Below are 21,187 nucleotides of genomic sequence, written 5' to 3'. Positions count from 1 at the left end.
TGGAACAGTTCCGTCCCGCTCGCCCGGCCCGCTGTGGATAGCTGGAGCACGACTTCCCTGTGCCAGGCGACCCGAGGTGGCGAGTGCGCGCATGACCGAGCTGGATTCCCTGCGACAGCTGGAGAGCAGGCCGCGCGCCGAGCGGCGCCGCACGCTGCTGGGCCTGGTGCGCCGGGCGACGTCGGCGGTGCTGGACGGGCCGCTCCCGGCCGGCCGCACCTTCGCCGACCTGGGGTTCGATTCGCTGCTGGCGGTGAAGCTGCACGCGTGGCTGAGCGCCGGGACCGGACTCGAACTGCCGGTGACCCTCGCCTACGACCATCCGGGGCCGGAGGCGCTGGCGGACTTCCTCGACGAGCGCCTCTTCGGTGCCGGGCCCGAGGACGCCGCGGACGGTGGCGCGGCCACCGGCGAACCCATCGTGATCGTCGGCATCGGCTGCCGCTTCCCCGGCGGCGCGGACTCGCCCGCCGCTCTCTGGTCCCTTGTGGACGAAGGAAGGGACGTCGTCACGGAATTCCCCCGCGACCGCGGCTGGGACGTCGACGGCCTGTACGACCCCCGGCCGGGCACCCCGGGCAAGACCTACGTGCGTCACGGCGGTTTCCTGCCCGGCGCGGCCGAATTCGACGCGGGGTTCTTCGGCATCTCGCCGCGCGAGGCGCTGGCGATGGACCCGCAGCAGCGCCTCGTGCTGGAGACGGCGTGGGAGGCGCTGGAACGCGCCGGGATCGACGCCGGGACCCTGACCGGCAGCCGCACCGGGGTGTTCGTCGGCGCCGAGCCGCAGGAGTACGGCACCCGCCTGGCGGACGCGCCCGAAGGTCTCGACGGGCTCCTGCTCACCGGCAGCGCGCCGAGCGTCGTTTCCGGCCGGATCGCGTACACCCTCGGCCTGCAAGGGCCCGCGCTGACCGTCGACACCGCGTGTTCCGGCTCGCTGGTCGCCCTCCATCTCGCGGTCCGCGCGCTGCGCAACGGTGAATGCACGCTCGCGCTCGCCGGCGGGGTGGCCGTGCTCGGTACGCCCGGTCCTTTCGTGGCCTTCTCGCATCAGCGCGGCCTGGCGCCGGACGGGCGCTGCAAGCCGTTCTCGGCGGCGGCGGACGGTACGGCGTGGGCCGAAGGCGCCGGGATGTTCGTCCTGGAAAGGCTTTCCGACGCCGAACGCCACGGGCATCCGGTGCTCGCGGTGATCCGCGGCAGCGCGGTCAACTCCGACGGCGCGTCGAACGGGCTCACCGCGCCCAACGGTCCGTCCCAGCAACGGGTGATCCGCGCCGCGCTGGCCGACGCCGGGATCGCCGCGTCCACTGTGGACGCTGTCGAGGCGCACGGCACGGGGACCACCCTCGGCGACCCGATCGAGGCGCAAGCACTGCTTTCGACCTACGGCAAGGACCGGGAAGCCCCGCTGTGGCTGGGTTCGGTGAAGGCCAACATCGGGCACGCGCAGGCGGCCGCCGGAGCGGCCGGGGTGATCAAGATGATCATGGCGCTGCGGCACGACCGGCTGCCCCGCACCCTGCACGGCGCCGACCCGACACCGGCGGTCGACTGGTCCGCAGGCGCGGTTTCGCTGCTGGCCGAGCCGGTGGAATGGCCCCGCGGTGAGGAACCGCGCCGGGCCGCCGTCTCGTCGTTCGGCATCTCCGGCACCAACGCCCATCTGATCCTCGAAGAACCGGCGCCCGCCGCGTCCGAAGCGCCCGCACCCGAGGTGCCGTCGCCGATCGCGGTCGCGTTCTCGGCCGCCGACCCGGACGCGTTGCGTGCCCGAGCGAAGCAGCTCGCCGCCGTCGAAGCGAACCCCTCGGACCTGGTCTTCTCGCTCGCCAAGACCCGGGCGACGCTGGCCGAACGTGCCTTCGTCCTGGCACCGGACGCCACCGGCCTGACCGAGGCCCTGACCGCTTTCGACGAGCGAGTGCTGCGCGGTGGCCCACTCCAGGAGCCCGCCGAACTCGCTTACCTGTTCACCGGACAGGGCGCCCAGCGGATCGCGATGGGCCGGGGACTCTACGACACCTACGACGTCTACGCCGAGGCATTCGACGAGGTCTGTGCCCACGTGGACCTGCAGCTCGATCCTCCGTTGCGGGACGTGGTGTTCGGCGGGGCGGACCCGGCGCTGCTGGACCGCACCGACTACGCGCAGCCCGCGCTGTTCGCCGTCGAGGTCGCCCTGTTCCGGCTGCTGGAGTCCTGGAGCGTCGTCCCGGCCTACCTGTGCGGGCATTCGGTCGGCGAGTTCGCGGCCGCGCACGTCGCGGGCGTCCTGTCGCTGTCCGACGCGGCGATGCTGGTGACCGCTCGCGGCAGGCTCATGCGCGAGCTGCCCGAGGGCGGCGCGATGGTCTCCCTCCGTGCCACGGAAGAAACGGCCCGCGCGCTGCTGACCGGATACGAGAGCAGCGCCGGGATCGCCGCGGTCAACGGCGGGGAAGCCGTCGTGCTGTCCGGCGCGCGTGCGACGCTGGAAGCGGCGATCGCCGGATTCGACGGCAAGGTCAAGTGGCTCAACGTCAGTCATGCCTTCCACTCGCCGTTGATGCGGGACATGCTCGACGACTTCGCCCGGATCGCGCGGCTCGCCGAGTACCACCCCGCGAACCTGCCGATCGTCTCGACGGTCACCGGCGAGATCGGCGGGCACGACGCGGCCGAGTACTGGATCCGCCACGTCGAGGCCACCGTCCGCTTCGCCGACGCGCTGCGCGTGCTGCGGGACAACGGCTGCGGCACCTACCTGGAACTGGGCCCGGACGGCGTGCTCTCGGCGCTGGTCGACGACGGCGTCGCCCGGCCGCTGCTCCGCCGTGACCGGCCCGAGGTGCCCGAAATCCTGACGGCCCTGGGCACCGCCCACGTACGCGGGGTCGACGTCGACTTCGCGGCTCTAGTCCCGGGCGGGCGCCGGATCGCTCTGCCGACCTACCCGTTCCAGCGGTCGCGCTACTGGCTCACCCCCGGTCCGGGGAAGGACGCGCGCGGGCTCGGCCTGCGCGACGCCGGGCACCCGCTCCTCGGGGCGGTGGTCCCGGTCCCCGGCGGCGACACCGTTTTCACCGCCCGGCTCTCGGTGGCCGAGCAGCCGTGGCTGAGCGGGCACCGGGTCGGCGACGACATCCTGTTCCCCGGCACCGGTTTCCTCGAACTGGCCCTGCACGCCGGAGCCGAGACCGGCTGCGGCTGCGTGGAGGAGCTGACCTTGGGCGCGCCGCTCGTCCTCGCGGCCCCGGTCGAAGTGCAGGTGGTGGTGGCCGCCGCGGACGACGACCGCCGTCGCGCGGTCACCGTCCACTCGCGACCGGAGCACGGCGAGGAGTGGACCAGCCACGCCAAGGGCACTCTCGTCCCTGACACCGGTGCCGTCCCGACAGCTGTCGCGTGGCCACCGCCGGGAGAATCCCCCTCCCTGGAAGGCTTCTACGACGACCTGCCCGGATTCGGCTACGAAGGCGTGTTCCGCGGCCTCCAGGCGGTGTGGGTGGACGGCGACGACGTCCACGCCGAAGTCGCGCTTCCCGCCGACGTCGAGGACGGAGGCGGCGGTTTCGGCATCCACCCGGCCCTGCTGGACGCCGGGCTGCACGCGATGTTCTTCCGCGAGTCGGCGGAGTCCGCCGGTGGACTGCCGTTCTCCTGGTCGGACGTCCGCCTGCGGGCGAGCGGTGCGACAGCGCTGCGGCTGCGGATCACCTTCCACGCGGCGGACACCGTGTCGCTGGTCGCCGTCGATCCGTCGGGCGCCGAAGTGCTCAGCGTCGGCTCGCTGACCGTCCGCCGTCCGTCCGAGCGTGGCCGGGAACTCCCCGCCGGGCTGTTCACCGTGGACTGGACGCCGGTCGCGGCCGCGGAACCGGTGGCGTGCACGACGTATCCGGAGGTCGTCCCCGGCAAACCCACCGTGCTGTCGCTGAGGTCCGAAGGTGACCCGGTCACCTCGGCGCACGAGCTCGGCACCCGTGTGCTGGAAGTGCTCCAGGACTGGGTGACGCGGGAAGAGTCCACTTTGGTCGTCCACACGCGACACGCGGCGGGACCCGATGCCGCGGATCCGGCGGCGGCCTCGATCTGGGGCCTGGTGCGCAGCGCCCAGGCCGAACACCAGGGCCGGTTCGTCCTCGTCGACGCTTCGCCCGAGGAGGTCCCGATGGCCGTGGCGACCGGGGAACCGCAGGTCGCGGTGCGCGACGGTGTCCCGCTCGTCCCGCGGATCGCCGAGGCGGGCGCGGGGGTCCTGCTGCCGCCCGCCGGGCCATGGCGGCTCGACAAATCCGGCGAGGGGACCGTCGAAAACCTCGCCCTGACCACGATCGACGAGCCCGGCCTCGGACCGGACGACGTCCGCATCGCCGTCCGGGCGGCTGGGCTGAACTTCCGCGACGTCCTCAACGTCCTGGGCATGTACCCGGGCGAGGCCGGGCCGCTGGGCTGCGAGGTCGCCGGGACCGTGCTGGCCACCGGAGCCGCGGTGACCGATCTGGCACCGGGCGACCGCGTGATGGGCATGGTGCATGGCGGCATCGGCCCGGTCGCCGTCGGCGAGCGCCCGTTCCTGACCCGGATCCCGGACGGCTGGACCGACGAGCAGGCCGCGACCGTGCCGCTGGTCTTCCTGACCGCCTACTACGCTCTCGTCGACCTCGCCGGGCTCAAGGCGGGCGAGTCGATCCTGATCCACTCCGCGGCGGGCGGGGTCGGGATGGCCGCGACCCAGCTCGCACGGCACCTGGGGGCGGAGGTGTTCGGCACCGCGAGCGAGGGCAAACAGCACGTCCTGCGCGCCGCCGGGCTGCCGGACGACCACATCGCGTCCTCGCGGACCCTCGACTTCGCCGCCGAGTTCTTGACGGCCACCGGCGGACGCGGTGTCGACGTCGTGCTCAACTCCCTCGCGGGCGAGTTCGTCGACGCCTCCCTCGGCGTGACCGCGGCCGGCGGCCGGTTCCTCGAAATGGGCAAGACCGACGTCCGCGCGCCCGAAAACGTCGCCTACCGGGCCTTCGACCTGATCGAAGCGGGCCGGGCGCGCACCGCCGAGATCTGGACCGAACTGCTCGCGCTGGTCGACAAGGGCGCGCTCACCCCGCTGCCGGTGCGGACCTGGGAGGTCCGGCACGCGCCGGACGCGTTCCGGTTCGTCAGCCAGGCCCGGCACATCGGCAAGGTCGCGCTGACCGTGCCGCGGGCGCTGGATCCGGACCGGCCGGTGCTCGTCACCGGGGGCACCGGCGGACTCGGGGCGCTCGTCGCCCGGCATCTCGTGACCACGCACGGAGTCCGCAAACTGCTGCTCACCAGCCGCCGCGGCCCGGACGCGCCGGGCGCGGGCGAACTCGACGCCGAGCTGACCGGGCTGGGCGCCGAAGTCCGGATCGCCGCCTGCGACGTCGCGGACCGGGACGCGCTCGCCGCACTGCTGGACGGCGTCGAGCTGACCGGCGTCGTGCACACCGCGGGTGTCCTCGACGACGGCGTGCTCACCGGGCTGACCCCCGAAAGGCTCACGAAAGTGTTGCGCCCCAAGGTGGACGCGGCCTGGCATCTGCACGAGCTGACCCGCGGCCACGACCTCGCGCTGTTCGCGCTCTACTCCTCGGTGTCCGGGATCGTCGGTTCCGCGGGGCAGGCTTCCTACGCGGCCGCGAACACGTTCCTGGACGCGCTGGCCGCTCGACGCCGCGCACAAGGCTTGCCCGCCGTCTCGCTCGCGTGGGGCCTGTGGCGCGAGGGAATGGGCAGCGGATTGGCCGAGAACGACGTCGACCGCATGGCCCGCGAAGGACTTCCGCCGCTGACCGCGGAGTCCGGGCTCGCCCTGTTCGACGCCGCCCTCGACGGCGGGTTCACCGCCGTCCTGCCGATCGAACTGGACCGGGCCGCGCTGCGCGCCCACGCCAGGACCACCGAAGTGGCGCCGGTGCTGCGCGGGCTCGCGAAGGTCGCGACCCGGCGCGTCGCGGGACCCGCGACGACGGGTGGCGCCGGCCTCGGCGAGCGGCTCACGGCACTGCCGGACGAAGAACGTTCGGCCCTGCTGATCGATTTGGTGCGGCACAACGCCGCGGCCGTCCTCGGCCACGAGGCGGGCGGCATGATCGATCCGGCGCGCGCGTTCAAGGACCTCGGGTTCGACTCGCTGACGTCGGTGGAACTGCGTAACCGGATCAACACCGTCACCGGGCTGCGCCTGTCGGCCACCGCGGTGTTCGACCATCCGACCGTCGCCACACTCGCCGGGCACCTGCTGACCGAACTGGCCCCGCCATCGCTCAGCGCGGCCGACGCAGTGCTGGCCGAACTCGACGCGCTCGAGGCGCGCCTGAGCGGGGTCGACGACGACGGCCGCACGGCGGTCGCCGGACGGCTGCGGGCCCTGCTCGACGGCATCACGCCGGGAACGGACGTCGGCGGGCGCCTCGAAGACGCGACCGCGGACGAAGTCGTCGACTTCCTGGCCACCGAACTGGGGATTTCCTGATGGCGGACAAGAAAGCGGTCGCCAAGGTGCTCGCTGACATCGAGCGGCTGAGTGAGCGCTTGAGCGACCTGGACACCGAAGACCGGAAGAAGGTCGCCAAGCCGCTGAAGAAGCTGCTGCTGGCCTACGCGGCCGGAGACAAGGACGACGAGTTCGACGACCTGCTCTTCGACGCCGCTGTCGACAAGGTCTTCGACTTCCTCACCGACGAGATCTTCTGACCAGCGAGGGTGTGATGGCGGACCAAGAGAAGCTTCTCGACCTGCTCAAGCGAGTGACCGGGGATCTGCACCGGACCCGCGAACGGCTGCGCGACGCCGAGGACGGACGGCACGAGCCGGTCGCGATCGTCGGCATGGCCTGCCGGTTCCCCGGCGGGGCCGACACGCCCGCCGCGCTGTGGGACCTGGTCGATTCCGGCCGCGAGGGCATCGGCGAGTTCCCGGCCGACCGCGGCTGGGACACCTCCGGCCTGTTCGACGACGACCCCGACCACCGCGGCACCACCTATGTGCGCACCGGCGGTTTCCTGCCCGGCGCCGCCGGATTCGACGCCGAGTTCTTCGGGATCTCACCGCGCGAGGCGCTGGCGATGGAACCTCAGCAGCGGTTGCTGCTGGAGGTCGGCTGGGAGGCCGTCGAACGGTCCGGTCTCGACCCGGCCGCGCTGCGCGGCAGCCCCACCGGGGTCTACGTCGGTGTTTCCGCGCAGGAATACGGGCCACGGCTTCACAATCCGGGTGACACGGTGGACGGCTACCTGCTCACCGGCACCACCTGCAGTGTCCACTCCGGACGGATCGCCTACCAGCTCGGCCTGGAGGGCCCGGCGGTGTCGATCGACACGGCGTGCTCGTCGTCCCTGGTCGCGGTGCATGCCGCGGTGCGCGGCCTGCGCGCGGGGGAGTGCACCCTGGCGCTGGCCGGCGGCGTCAACCTGATGGCCTCGCCGGGGATCTTCGTCGACTTCGCCCGTCAGCGCGGCCTGGCCCCGGACGGGCGCTGCAAGTCGTTCTCCGACGACGCCGACGGCACCGCCTGGGCCGAAGGCGTCGGAATGCTCGTACTGGAGAAGCTCTCCGATGCCCAGCGCAACGGTCATCGGATCCTCGCCGTAGTACGGGGTTCCGCGGTGAACTCCGACGGCGCGTCCAACGGGCTCACCGCGCCGAACGGCCCGTCGCAGCAACGCGTGATCCGCGCCGCGCTGGCCGACGCTCGACTGTCCACTTCGGACATCGACGCGATCGAGGCGCACGGCACCGGGACCAGACTGGGCGACCCGATCGAGGCCGAGGCGCTGATGGCCACCTACGGCCGCGACCGCGATCGCCCGCTGTTCCTGGGCTCGGTCAAGTCGAACTTCGGCCACGCGCAGGCCGCGGCCGGGGTCGCCGGGATCATCAAGATGGTCGAGGCGATGCGGCACGGCGTCCTGCCGCCGACCCTGAACGTCGGCACGCCCAGTCGCGAGGTCGACTGGTCCGCCGGACCGGTCTCGCTGCTGACCGAAAGCACACCGTGGCCCGAGACCGGCCACCCCCGGTCGGCGGCGGTGTCGTCGTTCGGTATCAGCGGCACCAACGCGCACGTCGTGCTGGAGCAGGCTCCCGCGACGGAAACCGCCGCCGTGCGGGACGCGCCCGCGGTCGTGCCGCTGCTGCTTTCCGCGGCGACCGAATCGGCGCTGGCCGCCCAGGCTTCTCGCCTGCTGTCGGCCGCGGGAACGGCGGAGCCGATCGACGTCGCTTACACGCTGACCACCCGGGCGGCGCTGCCGTACCGGGCCGTCGTCACGGGCACGGACTGGGAGACCCTCTCGGCGGGTCTGTCCGAAGTGGCCGGTGGCGGCGGTGTCACCGGCAAGGTCACCGAAGGCGGACTGGCCTTCCTGTTCACCGGTCAGGGTTCGCAGCGCCCCGGCATGGGAACCGAGCTGTACGCGGCGTTCCCGGTGTTCGCGGCCGCGTACGACGAAGTGCGCGCGTTGCTGCCGGAGCTCGGGGATCTGGGCCGGACGGAATTCGCGCAGCCCGCGATCTTCGCGCTGGAAGTGGCGTTGTTCCGGTTGGTGGAGTCGTGGGGGGTGCGGCCCGATTTCCTGGCGGGGCATTCGATCGGTGAGATCGCCGCGGCCCACGTGGCGGGCGTGCTGTCGCTGGAAGACGCGGCGAAACTCGTCGTCGCGCGCGGCCGGTTGATGCAGGCCCTTCCCGAGGGCGGCGTCATGGTCGCGGTGCAGGCGTCCGAGGACGAACTCGGGGAGTTGCCCGACAGTGTTTCGCTGGCCGCGGTGAACGGTCCGTCGTCGGTGGTGCTGTCCGGCGCCGAGGAACCGACGCTGGCCTTCGCCGCCCGGTTCACGGACCGCAAGACCAAGCGGCTGGAGGTGTCGCACGCGTTCCATTCGGTGCTGATGGAACCGATGCTGGACGACTTCGCCGCGGTGGTGCGGGAGCTGACGTTCTCGGAGCCGCGTATCGCGATGATGTCGCCCGTGACCGACCCGGCCTACTGGGTCGCCCATGTCCGCGAGACCGTGCGGTTCTCCGACGCGGTCCAGAGCTTGACGGCCACCGGGGTCACGAAGTTCCTCGAACTCGGGCCGGACGCGGTGCTCAGCGCACTGGTCGACGGCGGGGTTCCCGCACTGCGCCGTGGTCACGACGAACCCCGGCAGCTGGTCACCGCGCTCGGCACCCTGCACACGCGCGGTGTCGCCGTCGACTGGTCCGCCTACCTCGACGGCAGCGGGCGGTTCACCGAACTGCCGACCTACGCCTTCCAGCACGAGTACTTCTGGCTCGGCCAGGAAAGCGACGCCGACGTAACGGCGGCCGGGCTCGCCGCCGCCGACCATCCGCTCCTCGGCGCGGCGGTGTCCGTGGCCACCGACGACGGGGTCCTGCTCACCGGGCGCCTTTCGCTCGACCGGCATCCGTGGCTGGCCGATCACGTCGTCGCGGGCCGTGTGCTCGTGCCCGGCACCGCGTTCGCCGAACTCGCCGTCCGCGCGGGTGACGAAGCGGGCTGCGCGGGCGTGGAAGAGTTGATCCTGCAAGAACCGCTCGTCCTCGAACCCGGTGCCACGCCGGAGGTCCAGGTCGTCGCGGGCGCCGCCGACCAGCACGGCCGCCGCCCGGTGTCGATCCACTCGCGGTTGCCTGAGCATCCGTGGACCACCCACGCCACCGGCTTCCTCGGCACGCCTCCGGTGTCCACTGTGGACCTGGCTTGGCCGCCGGAGAACGTCGAGTCCGTGGACCTCGATGACGCTTACGACCGGCTCGCCGCCGCCGGGCTGGCCTACGGGCCGATGTTCCGCGGCCTGCGCAAGGTCTGGCGTCGCGGCGGCGAGGTCTTCGCCGAGGTCGCCCTGCCGGATCCCGATCAGGCGGCGAAGTTCGGCCTGCATCCGGCGCTGCTGGACGCCGCGCTCCAGGCCACCGCGGTCCTCGGCGAAGACCGGGGAGCGGTGCCGTTCGCCTGGCGCGACGTCGTGCTGCACGCGCGGGGCGCGACCGAACTGCGCGTGCACGCGCGGCCGGGTGCCGACGGCTCGTTCGAGTTCGACCTCGCCGACGGCACCGGCGCGCCGGTCGCCACGATCGGCGGGCTGAACGTCCGCGCCGTGACGGCCCCCAGTTCGGTGCAGGACGGCCTCTATCGTCTCGAAGACGTCCCGCTTCCCGCTGGTTCTTCGGACGTCACGCCCGCAGGGGTCCTGGAAGCCGATTCGCTCGACGCCACTCTCTCCGCGCTGCAGGACTTCCTGGCCACGGACGAGCCCGGCCCGCTCGTGGTGCTGACCGGGCGCGAAGGCGCTGTCGAAGGCCTGGTCCGGACCGCGCAGGCCGAGCATCCGGGTCGGATCGTCCTGGTCCGCGGTACCCGCGCGGACATCGACGCCGCGCTCGCCACCGGCGAACCCGAAGTGCACGCGCTCGACGGCATCCTGTCCGCGCCACGTCTCGCCAGGGCCGGCACCGGTGAGTCCACATTGGACACCTCCGGCACGGTCCTGGTCACCGGCGGCACCGGCGGGCTCGGCGCCCGTCTCGCCCGGCATCTGGTCGCCGAACACGGCGTCCGGCATCTGCTGCTGGTCAGCCGTCGTGGTGAGACGGCGCCCGGCGCGAAAGAACTCGCCGAGGAACTCGGGGCCCGGATCGAGGCCTGCGACGTCGCCGATCGCGATCAGGTGCGCGACCTGCTGGACCGGGCCGAACCACCGGTCACCGGGATCGTCCACGCGGCGGGGGTCCTCGACGACGGCGTCCTCACTTCGCTCACTCCCGAGCGGGTCGCCGCGGTGTTCCGGGCGAAGGCCACCGCCGCGCACGTCCTCGACGAACTCGCCGGCGACCTCGACTTCTTCGTGCTGTTCTCGTCGATCGCCGGGGTGTTCGGCTCGCCGGGACAGGCGGCCTACTCGGCCGCGAACGCCGCCCTGGACGCGCTCGCAAGGCAGCGCCGGGCCGACGGGAAGCCCGCTCAATCGCTCGCCTGGGGCCTGTGGCGGGACGGCATGGGTGCCGCGCTGAGCGGCACCGACCGGGACCGGATCGGCCGGGACGGCTTCGGCGCCCTCGAACCGGAAGAGGGCCTCGCGCTGTTCGACGCCGCGGTGGCCGACGGCGGCGCCGTCCTCGTCCCGGTGCGGCTCGACCTCGCGACCGTGCGGAACGCCGGGGTACCGCCCCTGCTGCGCGGGCTGGTCCGCGTCCGCACTCGCCGCGAAGCCGCCCGCCGCACCGACACCGGACTGGCCGGACGGCTCGCCGGGCTGCCCGAGGGCGACCGCGAAGCCTTGCTGGTGGACCTGGTGCGGGCCCGCGTCGCGGCCGTCCTCGGCAGGGCGGGCGCGGACACGGTGGAGGCGTCGCGACCGTTCACCGAACTGGGTTTCGACTCCCTGACCGCCGTCGAACTGCGCAACGAGCTCACCTCCGAGACCGGTCTGCGGCTGCCCGCGACCCTCGTCTTCGACCACCCGAGCCCGGCCGCGGTGGCCGCGTTCCTCGGCACCGAACTGCTCGGCGCCCCGGAACCGGTCCGCCCGGTGGTGACCCGGCGTGGCGCCGCCGACGAGCCGATCGCGATCGTCGCGATGAGCTGCCGTTACCCCGGCGGCGTCCGGTCGCCCGAGGATCTCTGGGACCTCGTGGCCGCGGGGACCGACGCGATCTCGCCGTTCCCCGGCCGCCGCGGCTGGGACGTCGACGGCATCTACGATCCCGAACCCGGTCTGCCCGGCAAGACCTACACGCGGCACGGCGGATTCCTGCACGACGCGGGCGAATTCGACCCCGAGTTCTTCGGGATCGCGCCCCGCGAAGCCCTCGCGATGGACCCGCAGCAGCGTCTCCTGCTCGAGATCAGCTGGGAAGCCTTCGAACGCGCCCGGCTCGACCCGGCCTCACTGAAGGGCAGCGCCACCGGTGTGTTCGCCGGGATCATGTACTACGACTACGCCGCGAAACTGGCCAGCGTCCCCGACAGTGTCGCCGGGTTCCTCGGGACCGGCACCTCGGCCAGCGTGCTGTCCGGGCGGATCGCCTACACCCTCGGGCTTGAGGGCCCGGCGGTGTCGGTCGACACGGCGTGTTCGTCGTCGCTGGTCGCCCTGCACCTGGCCGCCCGGTCGCTGCGGGCGGGAGAGTGCGACATGGCGCTCGCCGGCGGGGTCACCGTGATGGCGACGCCGGAGACGTTCCTCGACTTCTCCCGCCAGCGCGGACTTTCCCCGGACGGCCGCTGCAAGTCCTTCTCGCAGGACGCCGACGGCACCGGCTGGTCGGAAGGCGCCGGCGTCCTCGTGCTGGAGCGGCTTTCGGACGCCCGCCGCAACGGGCATCCGGTCCTGGCCGTGGTCCGCGGTTCCGCGGTCAACCAGGACGGCGCGTCCAACGGCCTCACCGCGCCGAACGGTCCTTCGCAGCAACGCGTGATCCGCGCGGCGCTCGCCGACGCCGGTCTGTCCACTTCGGACATCGACGCGGTCGAGGCACACGGCACCGGTACGAGGCTGGGCGACCCCATCGAGGCACAGGCGCTCATCGCGACCTACGGCGCCGAACGGGACGAGCCGCTGTGGTTCGGTTCGGTCAAGTCGAACCTCGGCCACACGCAGGCCGCGGCCGGGGTCGCCGGGATCATCAAGATGGTCGAGGCGATGCGGCGGGGTGTGCTGCCGCGCAGCCTGCACGCGGCGGAGCTGTCGGCCGAGGTCGACTGGGACGCCGGGGCGGTGGAACTGCTCACCGAGCCGCGCGAGTGGCCCGGAACCGGCAGGCCCCGGCGCGCCGGGGTGTCGTCCTTCGGGATCAGCGGGACCAACGCGCACGTCGTCCTGGAACAGGTCCCGGCCGAGAAGCCCGCCGAGCCCGCCTCGCACGGTGTCGTGCCGTGGGTGCTTTCGGCGAAAACCGACCAGGCTCTGGCCGAGCGAGCGCAAGCCTTGCTGTCCCTTGTGGACTCCGCAGACCCGCTTGACGTCGCTTATTCGCTGGCCACGACGCGGACCGCGCACGAACGCCGGGCCGCGGTCGTCGGGGCGGACGCGGACGGTTTGCGTGCCGGGCTCGAAGCCATCGCCGAAGGTGGCGGCATCACCGGCAAGGTCAAACAGGGCAAGCTCGCCTTCCTGTTCACCGGCCAGGGTTCGCAACGTCCCGGCATGGGAACCGAGCTGTACGCGGCGTTCCCGGTGTTCGCGGCGGCTTACGACGAGGTGTGCGCACTGTTGCCGGAGTTCGGCGACCTCTCGAGGACGGAGTTCGCGCAGCCCGCGATCTTCGCGCTGGAAGTGGCTTTGTTCCGCCTGGTGGAGTCGTGGGGGGTGCGGCCCGACTACCTGGCGGGGCATTCGATCGGTGAGATCGCGGCGGCTCATGTCGCCGGGGTGTTCTCGCTGGAGGACGCGGCGAAGCTCGTCACGGCGCGCGGCAGGTTGATGCAGGCCCTGCCCGAGGGCGGGGTGATGGTGGCCGTGCAAGCGGCCGAGGACGAACTCGGGGAACTGCCGGACGGTGTTTCGCTGGCCGCGGTGAACGGCCCGACTTCCTTGGTGCTTTCGGGTGCGGAGGAGCCGACGCTCGCTTTCGCGGCCCGGTTCAGCGGCCGGAAGACCAAGCGGCTGGACGTTTCGCACGCGTTCCATTCGGTGCTGATGGAACCGATGCTGGACGACTTCGCCGAGGTGGTGCGGGAGCTGACGTTCTCGGAGCCGCGTATCCCGCTCGTGTCGCCCGTGACCGACCCGGAGTACTGGGTGTCGCACGTGCGCGAGACCGTGCGCTTCGCCGAGGCTGTCGAGACACTCCGCGCCGACGGGGTCACGAAGTTCCTCGAAGTCGGCCCCGACGCGGTGCTCTCGGCGCTCACCGACGGGATTCCGTTGCTCCGCAAGGGCCGGGACGAGGCCGTCACGGCGACGACCGCACTCGCCACGCTGCACGTCCAGGGTGTCCGTGTCGACTGGGACGGCGTCCTGCCCGGCGCGCGTGCCCTTGATCTGCCGACCTATCCCTTCCAGCGCAAGCATTTCTGGCTCGAACCCGCGCCCGTCGCGGACCTCACCTCGGCCGGGCTGGACTCACCGGGACATCCGCTGCTCGCCGCCGGGCTCTCGCTCGCGGAGGGCGACGGCACGGTCCTCACCGGACGGCTTTCGCTCGCGACGCACCCCTGGCTCGCCGGGCACACCGTGCACGACACCGTCCTGCTGCCAGGGGCGGCGCTCGCCGAACTCGCCGTCCGGGCGGGTGACGAGGCCGGGCGGCCGCGCCTGGTGGAACTGACCCTGCACGCGCCCGTCGTGATTCCCGAGAGCGGGCCGATCGAACTGCAGGTCGCGGTCAGCGGTGCGGCGGCGGTGACCGTGCACTCGCGGATTCCCGGCGAGGAGTGGGAACTCAACGCGCTCGGCCTGCTGGCGGAGGCGGAACCACCCGCCAAGGGATTCGCGTGGCCGGACGGTCTCGAGCCGATCGACCTCGGCTCCTTCTATGACGACCTCGCAGACCGCGGGTTCGCCTACGGCCCGCTGTTCCAGGGCTTGCGGGCGGCCTGGCGGCACGGTGAGGATCGCTACGCCGAGATCTCCCTGCCGGAGGAGGCGCAGGAGGACGCGGCCCGCTTCGGTATCCACCCCGCACTGTTCGACGCCGCCCTGCACGGCATGTTCCTCGGCGAGGGCGAGGAATCGGGCGCGCTGCCGTTCAGCTGGAGCGACGTCAGCCTGTACGCGACGGGCGCCACGACGGTCCGTGCGCGGCTGCGGTTCATCGGGCCCGGTGAGGTCGCCGTCGACCTGACCGATCTCGCCGGAGCGCCGGTGCTGTCGGTCGGCTCGCTGGTCGTCCGCGCGGTCACCGGTGAGCAACTGCGGGCGGGTGAAGACCGGTCGCTGTTCCGCGTCGAGCACATCGCGGCCGAGGCATCGGTGACCACGCCGGTGCCGTGGGCGCGGTGGGACGAGGTGACCGAACCGGTTCCACCGGTGGTCGTCCTGCCGGTTCCCCCGGAGGGAATCCACGCCGTCCTCGCCGCCCTGCAAAGCTTCCTTGCCGAACCCCGGTTCTCCGGCTCACGGCTGGTCGTGGTCACCGGACCCGGGCTCGACGACGCGGCCGCCGCCGGGCTGGTGCGATCCGCTCAGGCGGAAAACCCCGGCAGGTTCGTCATCCTCGACGGCGAAGTGTCCGATGTGGACATCGCACTCGCGACCGGGGAACCCCGGGTCCGGGTGCGCGACGGCCGGGCCGAGGTACCGCGTCTGGTCCGGGCCGAGCCCGGCCCCAAACCGGACTGGGAGTCCGCGGGCACGGTGCTGATCACCGGCGGCACCGGAGGCGTCGGGGCCAAACTCGCCGAACGGCTCGTCACCGGGCACGGCGTCGAACGTCTCGTCCTCACCAGTCGTCGTGGCCTCGCCGCCCCCGGCGCTCGAGAACTGGCCGACCGGCTGGGCGAACTGGGAGCCGAGGTGCGCGTCGAAGCGTGCGACGTCGCCGATCGTGACGCCGTGGCCGTCCTGCTCGACGGAATCCCCGGCCTGTCGGGGATCGTGCACGCGGCCGGCGTGCTCGACGACGGTGTCGTCACCGCGCTGACCCCCGAACGCCTGGACCGCGTGCTCGGCCCGAAGGCCGACGGTGCCCGTCACCTGCACGAACTGACTATCGACCGGCCGCTGACCGAGTTCGTGCTCGTCTCGTCGGTGTCCGGCGTGCTCGGCGGGCCGGGACAGGGCAACTACGCCGCGGCCAACGCCTACCTGGACGCGCTGGCCGAGCAGCGGCACGCCGACGGCCTGCCCGCGCGGTCGCTCGCCTACGGGATGTGGGCCGCGGAGGGGATGGGCGGCGTTCTCGACGAGGCGCTGATCGACAGGATGCGGCGCGACGGCTTCGGCGCTCTGAGCCCGGAGGAGGGCGCGGTCCTGTTCGATCTCGCTCCCGGTCCGGTGGCCGTCCCCGTCAAACTCGACCTGGCCGGGCTGCGCGACCAGGCCCGGGCGGGAGTGCTGCCCGCGCTGCTCACCGGACTCGTCCGGCTCCCGGTGCGGCGGACGGCCTCCCCGGTCGCTGACGCCGGTCCGCTGACGCCGGACGCGCTGGAAGACCTGGTCCGGACGCAGACCGCGCAGGTACTCGGCTTCGCCACGGCGGGCGAGGTGGATCCGGAGCACGCGTTCACCGACCTCGGGTTCGACTCGCTGACGTCGGTCGAGCTGCGCAACCGCCTCGCGGCCGCGGCAGGCCGTCCGCTGGGGGCGACGGTGGTGTTCGACCACCCGACCCCGGCGGCGCTCGCGGCCCACCTCGGCACCCTGCTGTTCCCCGAAGTCGCGGTGCCGGACGAGGCACGTCTGCGCCGGGCCCTGGCGGGCGCGTCGCTCGACAGGCTCCGTGAGCTGGGCGTGCTGGAGGCGTTGGTGCAACTGGCCGAAGAACTGCCTGCGGACACGCCCGCGGTGTCGGCCGAGGCCATCGACGACCTGGACGTGGGGGACCTGATCAGCCGCGCGATGACCTCGTCCGGCCAGAGCTGAAGGGGCCTTTCCCCGCATCGGACGCGGTGAAGGGCGCTTTCCCCACGTGAGATGCGGGGAAAGCGTCCTTCAGCCCCCGCCGCACCCAGTACGTGAAGGCCCCCTTCGTTGCGTCTAGCGCAGTGAAGGGGGCCTTCACGTACTGGAGTGGGTCTTCGGTTACCGGGGAATGGGGCCGGGGTGGCGAACAGCGCGCGGGGGGAGCGGTGCTCGCGCCCAGGATGAGGCCATGCCCGAGCTGCGCCCGTCTCGTCCGGTCCGGAGAATCTGATGGCGACACCCGAAGAGCTGGTGACCGCGCTGCGGGAATCGGTCAAGGAGAACAGCAGGCTGGCCGCGCGCAACCGCGAACTCGCCGAAGCGGCGCGGGAACCGGTCGCGATCATCGGCATGGGATGCCGCTACCCCGGTGGGGCCGATTCGCCCGAAGCGCTGTGGGAGCTGGTGGCCGACGGCCGCGACGCGGTCTCGGAGTTCCCCGCCGATCGCGGCTGGAACCTCGCCGAGCTGTTCCACCCCGATCCCGACCATCCCGGCACGTCCTACGCGCGGGAAGGGGGATTCCTCCACGAGGCCGGCGAATTCGACCCCGAGTTCTTCGGTATCTCGCCGCGTGAAGCGCTCGCGATGGATCCGCAGCAGCGGCTCCTGCTCCAGATCAGCTGGGAAGCGATCGAGCGCGCCGGGCTCGACGCCTCGGCGCTGAAGGGCAGCGCGACCGGTGTGTTCGCCGGGATCATGTACCACGACTACGGAACCGGCGTCACCGAGTTGCCCGAGGGCGTCGAAGGCTTCCTCGGTACCGGCACGGCGGGCAGCGTGCTTTCCGGTCGTGTCGCGTACACCTTCGGCTTCGAAGGCCCGGCCGTTTCGGTCGACACGGCCTGCTCGTCGTCGCTGGTGGCCGTGCACCTCGCCGCGCAGGCGCTGCGGGCGGGGGAGTGCTCGCTCGCCCTGGCCGGTGGCGCGACCGTGATGGCCGTCCCGGACACCTTCGTCGAATTCTCCCGTCAGCGCGGGCTCGCCCCGGACGGCCGCTGCAAGTCGTTCGGCGCGGGCGCCGACGGCACCGGCTGGGGCGAGGGCGCCGGGGTTCTGGTGCTGGAGAAGCTGTCCGACGCAGTCCGGAACGGCCACCGGGTGCTCGCCGTCGTCCAAGGCTCCGCGGTCAACTCCGATGGCGCGTCCAACGGCCTCACCGCGCCGAACGGCCCATCGCAGCAACGCGTGATCCGCGCCGCGCTGGCAGGCGCCGGTCTGTCCACTTCGGACATCGACGTCGTCGAAGCGCACGGCACGGGCACGAAACTCGGCGACCCGATCGAGGCCGACACCCTGCTCGCCACCTACGGCCGCGACCGTGAGGTCCCGCTGTACCTCGGTTCGGTCAAGTCGAACCTCGGTCACACGCAGGCCGCGGCCGGGGTCGCCGGGATCATCAAGATTGTCGAGGCGCTGCGCCGCGGCGAACTGCCGCGCACGCTGCACGCCGACGCGCCGTCCCCGCACGTCGCCTGGAATTCCGGTGCGGTCGAACTCCTCACCGAGCACCGGCCCTGGCCCGAGACCGGCCGCCCGCGCGCGGCCGCCGTGTCGTCGTTCGGGATCAGCGGCACCAATTCGCACGTCATCCTCCGCCAGGCCCCGGAACCGGCGCCCGCGGTCGAGTACCTCCCGCGAGCCCGGGTCCCGTGGGTGCTGTCCGCGCGGTCCGAGGCCACGCTGCCCGAGCTGGCGGACCGGCTGCGCCAGACCGGGGGACACCCCGCCGACCTCGCTTGGTCGCTGGCCACCGGAAGGGCCGCGCTGCCGTACCGCGCGGTCGTCACCGGCGCCGATGAAGAAGAACTCCTCGCCGGACTCGGCGCCTTGGCCCGCGGCGAGTCCGCGCCCGGCGTCGTCACCGGCCGCGCGGGCAGCGGCAAACTGGTGTTCCTGTGCACCGGGCAAGGCGCGCAGCGGCTCGCAATGGGCACCGCGCTTTCCTCGGCGTTCCCCGTCTTCGGTGAGGCTTTCGCCCGCGTCGCGGAACGGCTCGACGCGCACACCGGCTTCGAACTCGCCGAAATCCTGTCCTGCGAAGACCAGACGAGGATCGACCGGACCGACGTGGCGCAGCCCGCGTTGTTCGCCTTCGAGGTCGCGATGGCCGAGCTGGTGCGGTCCTGGGGCGTCGAACCCGACTTCCTGCTCGGACATTCGATCGGTGAGCTCACCGCCGCGTACCTCGCCGGCGTGTGGTCGCTCGACGACGCCGCCCGGCTGGTCGCCGCCCGCGGCCGGTTGATGCAGGCCCAGCCTTCCGGCGGGGTGATGGTCGCGCTGCAGGCCACCGAAGCGGAACTGGACCTGCCCGGCGGCGTCAGCATCGCCGCGATCAACGGTCCGTCGTCCGTCGTGCTCTCCGGCGAGGAAGCCGCCGTCACCGCCCTGCTCGAAGCCTTCCCGGGCCGCCGCACCAAACGGCTTTCGGTCAGTCACGCCTTCCACTCCGCGATGATGGACGGGATGCTCGACGACTTCCGCGAGGTCGCCGAGAGCGTGACGTATGCCGAACCCCGGATCCCGCTCGCCTCCGGGGACGTTCGCGACCCGGAGTACTGGGTACGGCAGGTGCGCGAGCCCGTCCGTTTCGCCGAGGGCATCGCGACCCTGCACGCGCGCGGCGTCCGGCGTTTCGTCGAGATCGGCCCGGACGCTTCGCTGACCGCGCTCGGCGCGGACTGCGTCAGCGACGGCACTTTCATCGCCACGCAACGGAAAGACCGCGACGAGGCGGCCGCCGCCGACCTGGCGCGAGCGAGGTTGTTCACCGCCGGGGTCCGGCTCGACTGGGCCGGGATCCTCGGCGGCGGCGCCCGTGTCGACTTGCCGACGTATCCCTTCCGGCGGGACCGCTTCTGGCTCGCCGCCGCCGACCGGAGCACGCCACCGGCCCGGCGTTACGAGGTCGTGTGGCGCCCGATCGAACCGGTGGCGACGTCGGAAGCGTGGACCGTCTATGCCCCCGAATCCAGCGCTTGGGCCGAAGCCGCCGCGAAGGCGCTCGATGCGCCCCTGGTCACGGAAGTGCCCGACACCGGGCCGGTCCTCGCCTTCCCGGAGGACGGCGCTGCGCTCGCCGCGCTCCTGCGGGACACCCCGGCGAAGGTCTGGTGCGCCACCGGCGATCCCGGCGTCGCCGCCGTCGCGAGGGTGGCGGCGATCGAACAGCCCCGCCGCTGGGGCGGCTCCGTGACGCTGCCCGATCAGCCGGACGACGGCGTGGTAGCCCGGCTGCGCGAAGTGCTCGGCGGTCCGGAAGACGAGGTCGCCATCCGGGAAGACGGGATCTTCGCCCGCCGGTTCGTCCCCGCCGCTCCGGTGCCGGCCAAGGAATGGACGACTTCCGGCACCGCGCTGGTCACCGGCGGTACCGGGGCGCTGGGCGCGCTCGTGGCCGAACGGCTGATCCGCGCCGGGACGGATCACGTCGTGCTCCTTTCGCGCCGTGGTGGAGACGCGCCGGGCGCGGCGGAACTGCGCGAACGGCTGGAAGGTCTCGGCGCCCGCGTCGACATCCACGCCTGCGACGCCGCCGACCGCGACGCACTGTCCACAGTGGTCACCGGCCTGGAGGACCTGCGCGTGGTCGTGCACACCGCCGGTGTCCTCGACGACGCTCTGCTCGACGACGCGACCCCGGACCGGTTCGAAGCCGTCGCCCGGCCCAAGGTGACCGGCGCGCGGAACCTGCGCGAAATCACGGAAGACCTCGACGCGCTGGTGCTGTTCTCCTCGGTCGCCGGGGTGCTCGGCAACGGGGGCCAGGCCGCTTACGCCGCCGCGAACGCGGAACTCGACGCGCTCGCGGCCCAGTGGCGGGCCGAGGGCGTCAAGGCGCTGTCGATCGCTTGGGGCCCGTGGGCCGAGGGCGGGATGGCCGAGGATGTCGACGAAACCGTCCGTCGCAAGGGTTTGCGCCCGATGACGCCGGAGGTCGCGGCGGAGGAGTTCGTCCGGGCGATCGCCGCGGACGACACCTGCGTCACCGTCGCGGACTTCGACTGGCCGTCGTTCTTCGAGGACTTCCGTACCGCTCCGATGCTCGCCGAACTTCCCCGGCCGGAAACCGCGGCGGCCGAAGCGCCGGTGGCGGATCTGCGGTCCCGGCTGGCCGGGCTGATCGAGCCCGAACAGCGACGGCTGCTGCTGAAGGTCGCCCGCGAGACCGTGGCCCGCGTGCTCGGCCATCCGGACACGTCGGCGATCGGGCCGGACCGGGCGTTCACCGAACTCGGGTTCGACTCGCTCACCGCGGTCGAACTGCGCAACCGGCTCGACGCCGCGACCGGCCTCGCCGTGCCCGCGACGCTCGTCTTCGACCATCCGACCCCGCAGTCCCTCGCCGCCTACCTCTGGCAGGAACTCGCCGCGGCGGACGGCGCGGACAGTGCTGACACCGCAGACGTCGACGACCTGCTCGACGGGCTGGAAGCCGCGCTGGGCCGCCTCGATCCCGGCGGCGACGAGCACGCCAGGGCGGGCGAACGGCTTCGGAAACTCGCCGAGCGCCTGGACGGGCCCGGCTTCACGCCGTCTTCGGACGACGAACTCTTCGCCTTCATTGACCAGCAACTCGGTGCTTGAGCCCGAGTGCACGC

At 72.5% G+C, this 21,187-nt stretch carries 4 protein-coding genes; all 4 read left to right on the top strand.

The features are described from left to right. The first annotated feature begins 91 nt into the window (after nucleotides 1–91). The 4 genes from ACLJRM_RS06395 (at nucleotide 92) to ACLJRM_RS06380 (ending at nucleotide 21,173) form a co-directional block, all read left to right on the top strand. Entirely contained in the window at nucleotides 92–6,487 is a 6,396-nt protein-coding gene (locus ACLJRM_RS06395; protein ID WP_410662557.1) for an SDR family NAD(P)-dependent oxidoreductase, read from the top strand. Next, complete coding sequence (locus ACLJRM_RS06390) at nucleotides 6,487–6,708, top strand: hypothetical protein (RefSeq protein WP_101606869.1); 222 nt, start codon at nucleotides 6,487–6,489, stop codon at nucleotides 6,706–6,708. The genes ACLJRM_RS06395 and ACLJRM_RS06390 overlap by 1 nt, the downstream gene beginning before the upstream one ends. An 11-nt stretch (nucleotides 6,709–6,719) precedes the next feature. Further along, on the top strand, nucleotides 6,720–16,544 hold the full coding sequence (locus ACLJRM_RS06385; protein ID WP_410662556.1) for an SDR family NAD(P)-dependent oxidoreductase: 9,825 nt from the start codon (nucleotides 6,720–6,722) through the stop codon (nucleotides 16,542–16,544). Nucleotides 16,545–16,814: 270 nt separating this feature from the next. Further along, complete coding sequence (locus ACLJRM_RS06380; RefSeq protein WP_410662555.1) at nucleotides 16,815–21,173, top strand: type I polyketide synthase; 4,359 nt, start codon at nucleotides 16,815–16,817, stop codon at nucleotides 21,171–21,173. The last annotated feature ends 14 nt before the right edge of the window (nucleotides 21,174–21,187 follow it).

Origin of the sequence: Amycolatopsis sp. lyj-84, assembly GCF_046549075.1 — a bacterium.
Classification (GTDB): Bacteria; Actinomycetota; Actinomycetes; order Mycobacteriales; family Pseudonocardiaceae; genus Amycolatopsis.
Note: the sequence above shows the minus strand (reverse complement) of the source record. Positions and strands in the feature narration are given on the sequence as shown.

Coding starts and splice junctions, on each gene's coding strand:
- ACLJRM_RS06395 (WP_410662557.1), top strand. CDS start 92: ATGACCGAGCTGGATTCCCTGCGACAGCTGGAGAGCAGGCCGCGCGCC.
- ACLJRM_RS06390 (WP_101606869.1), top strand. CDS start 6,487: ATGGCGGACAAGAAAGCGGTCGCCAAGGTGCTCGCTGACATCGAGCGG.
- ACLJRM_RS06380 (WP_410662555.1), top strand. CDS start 16,815: ATGGCGACACCCGAAGAGCTGGTGACCGCGCTGCGGGAATCGGTCAAG.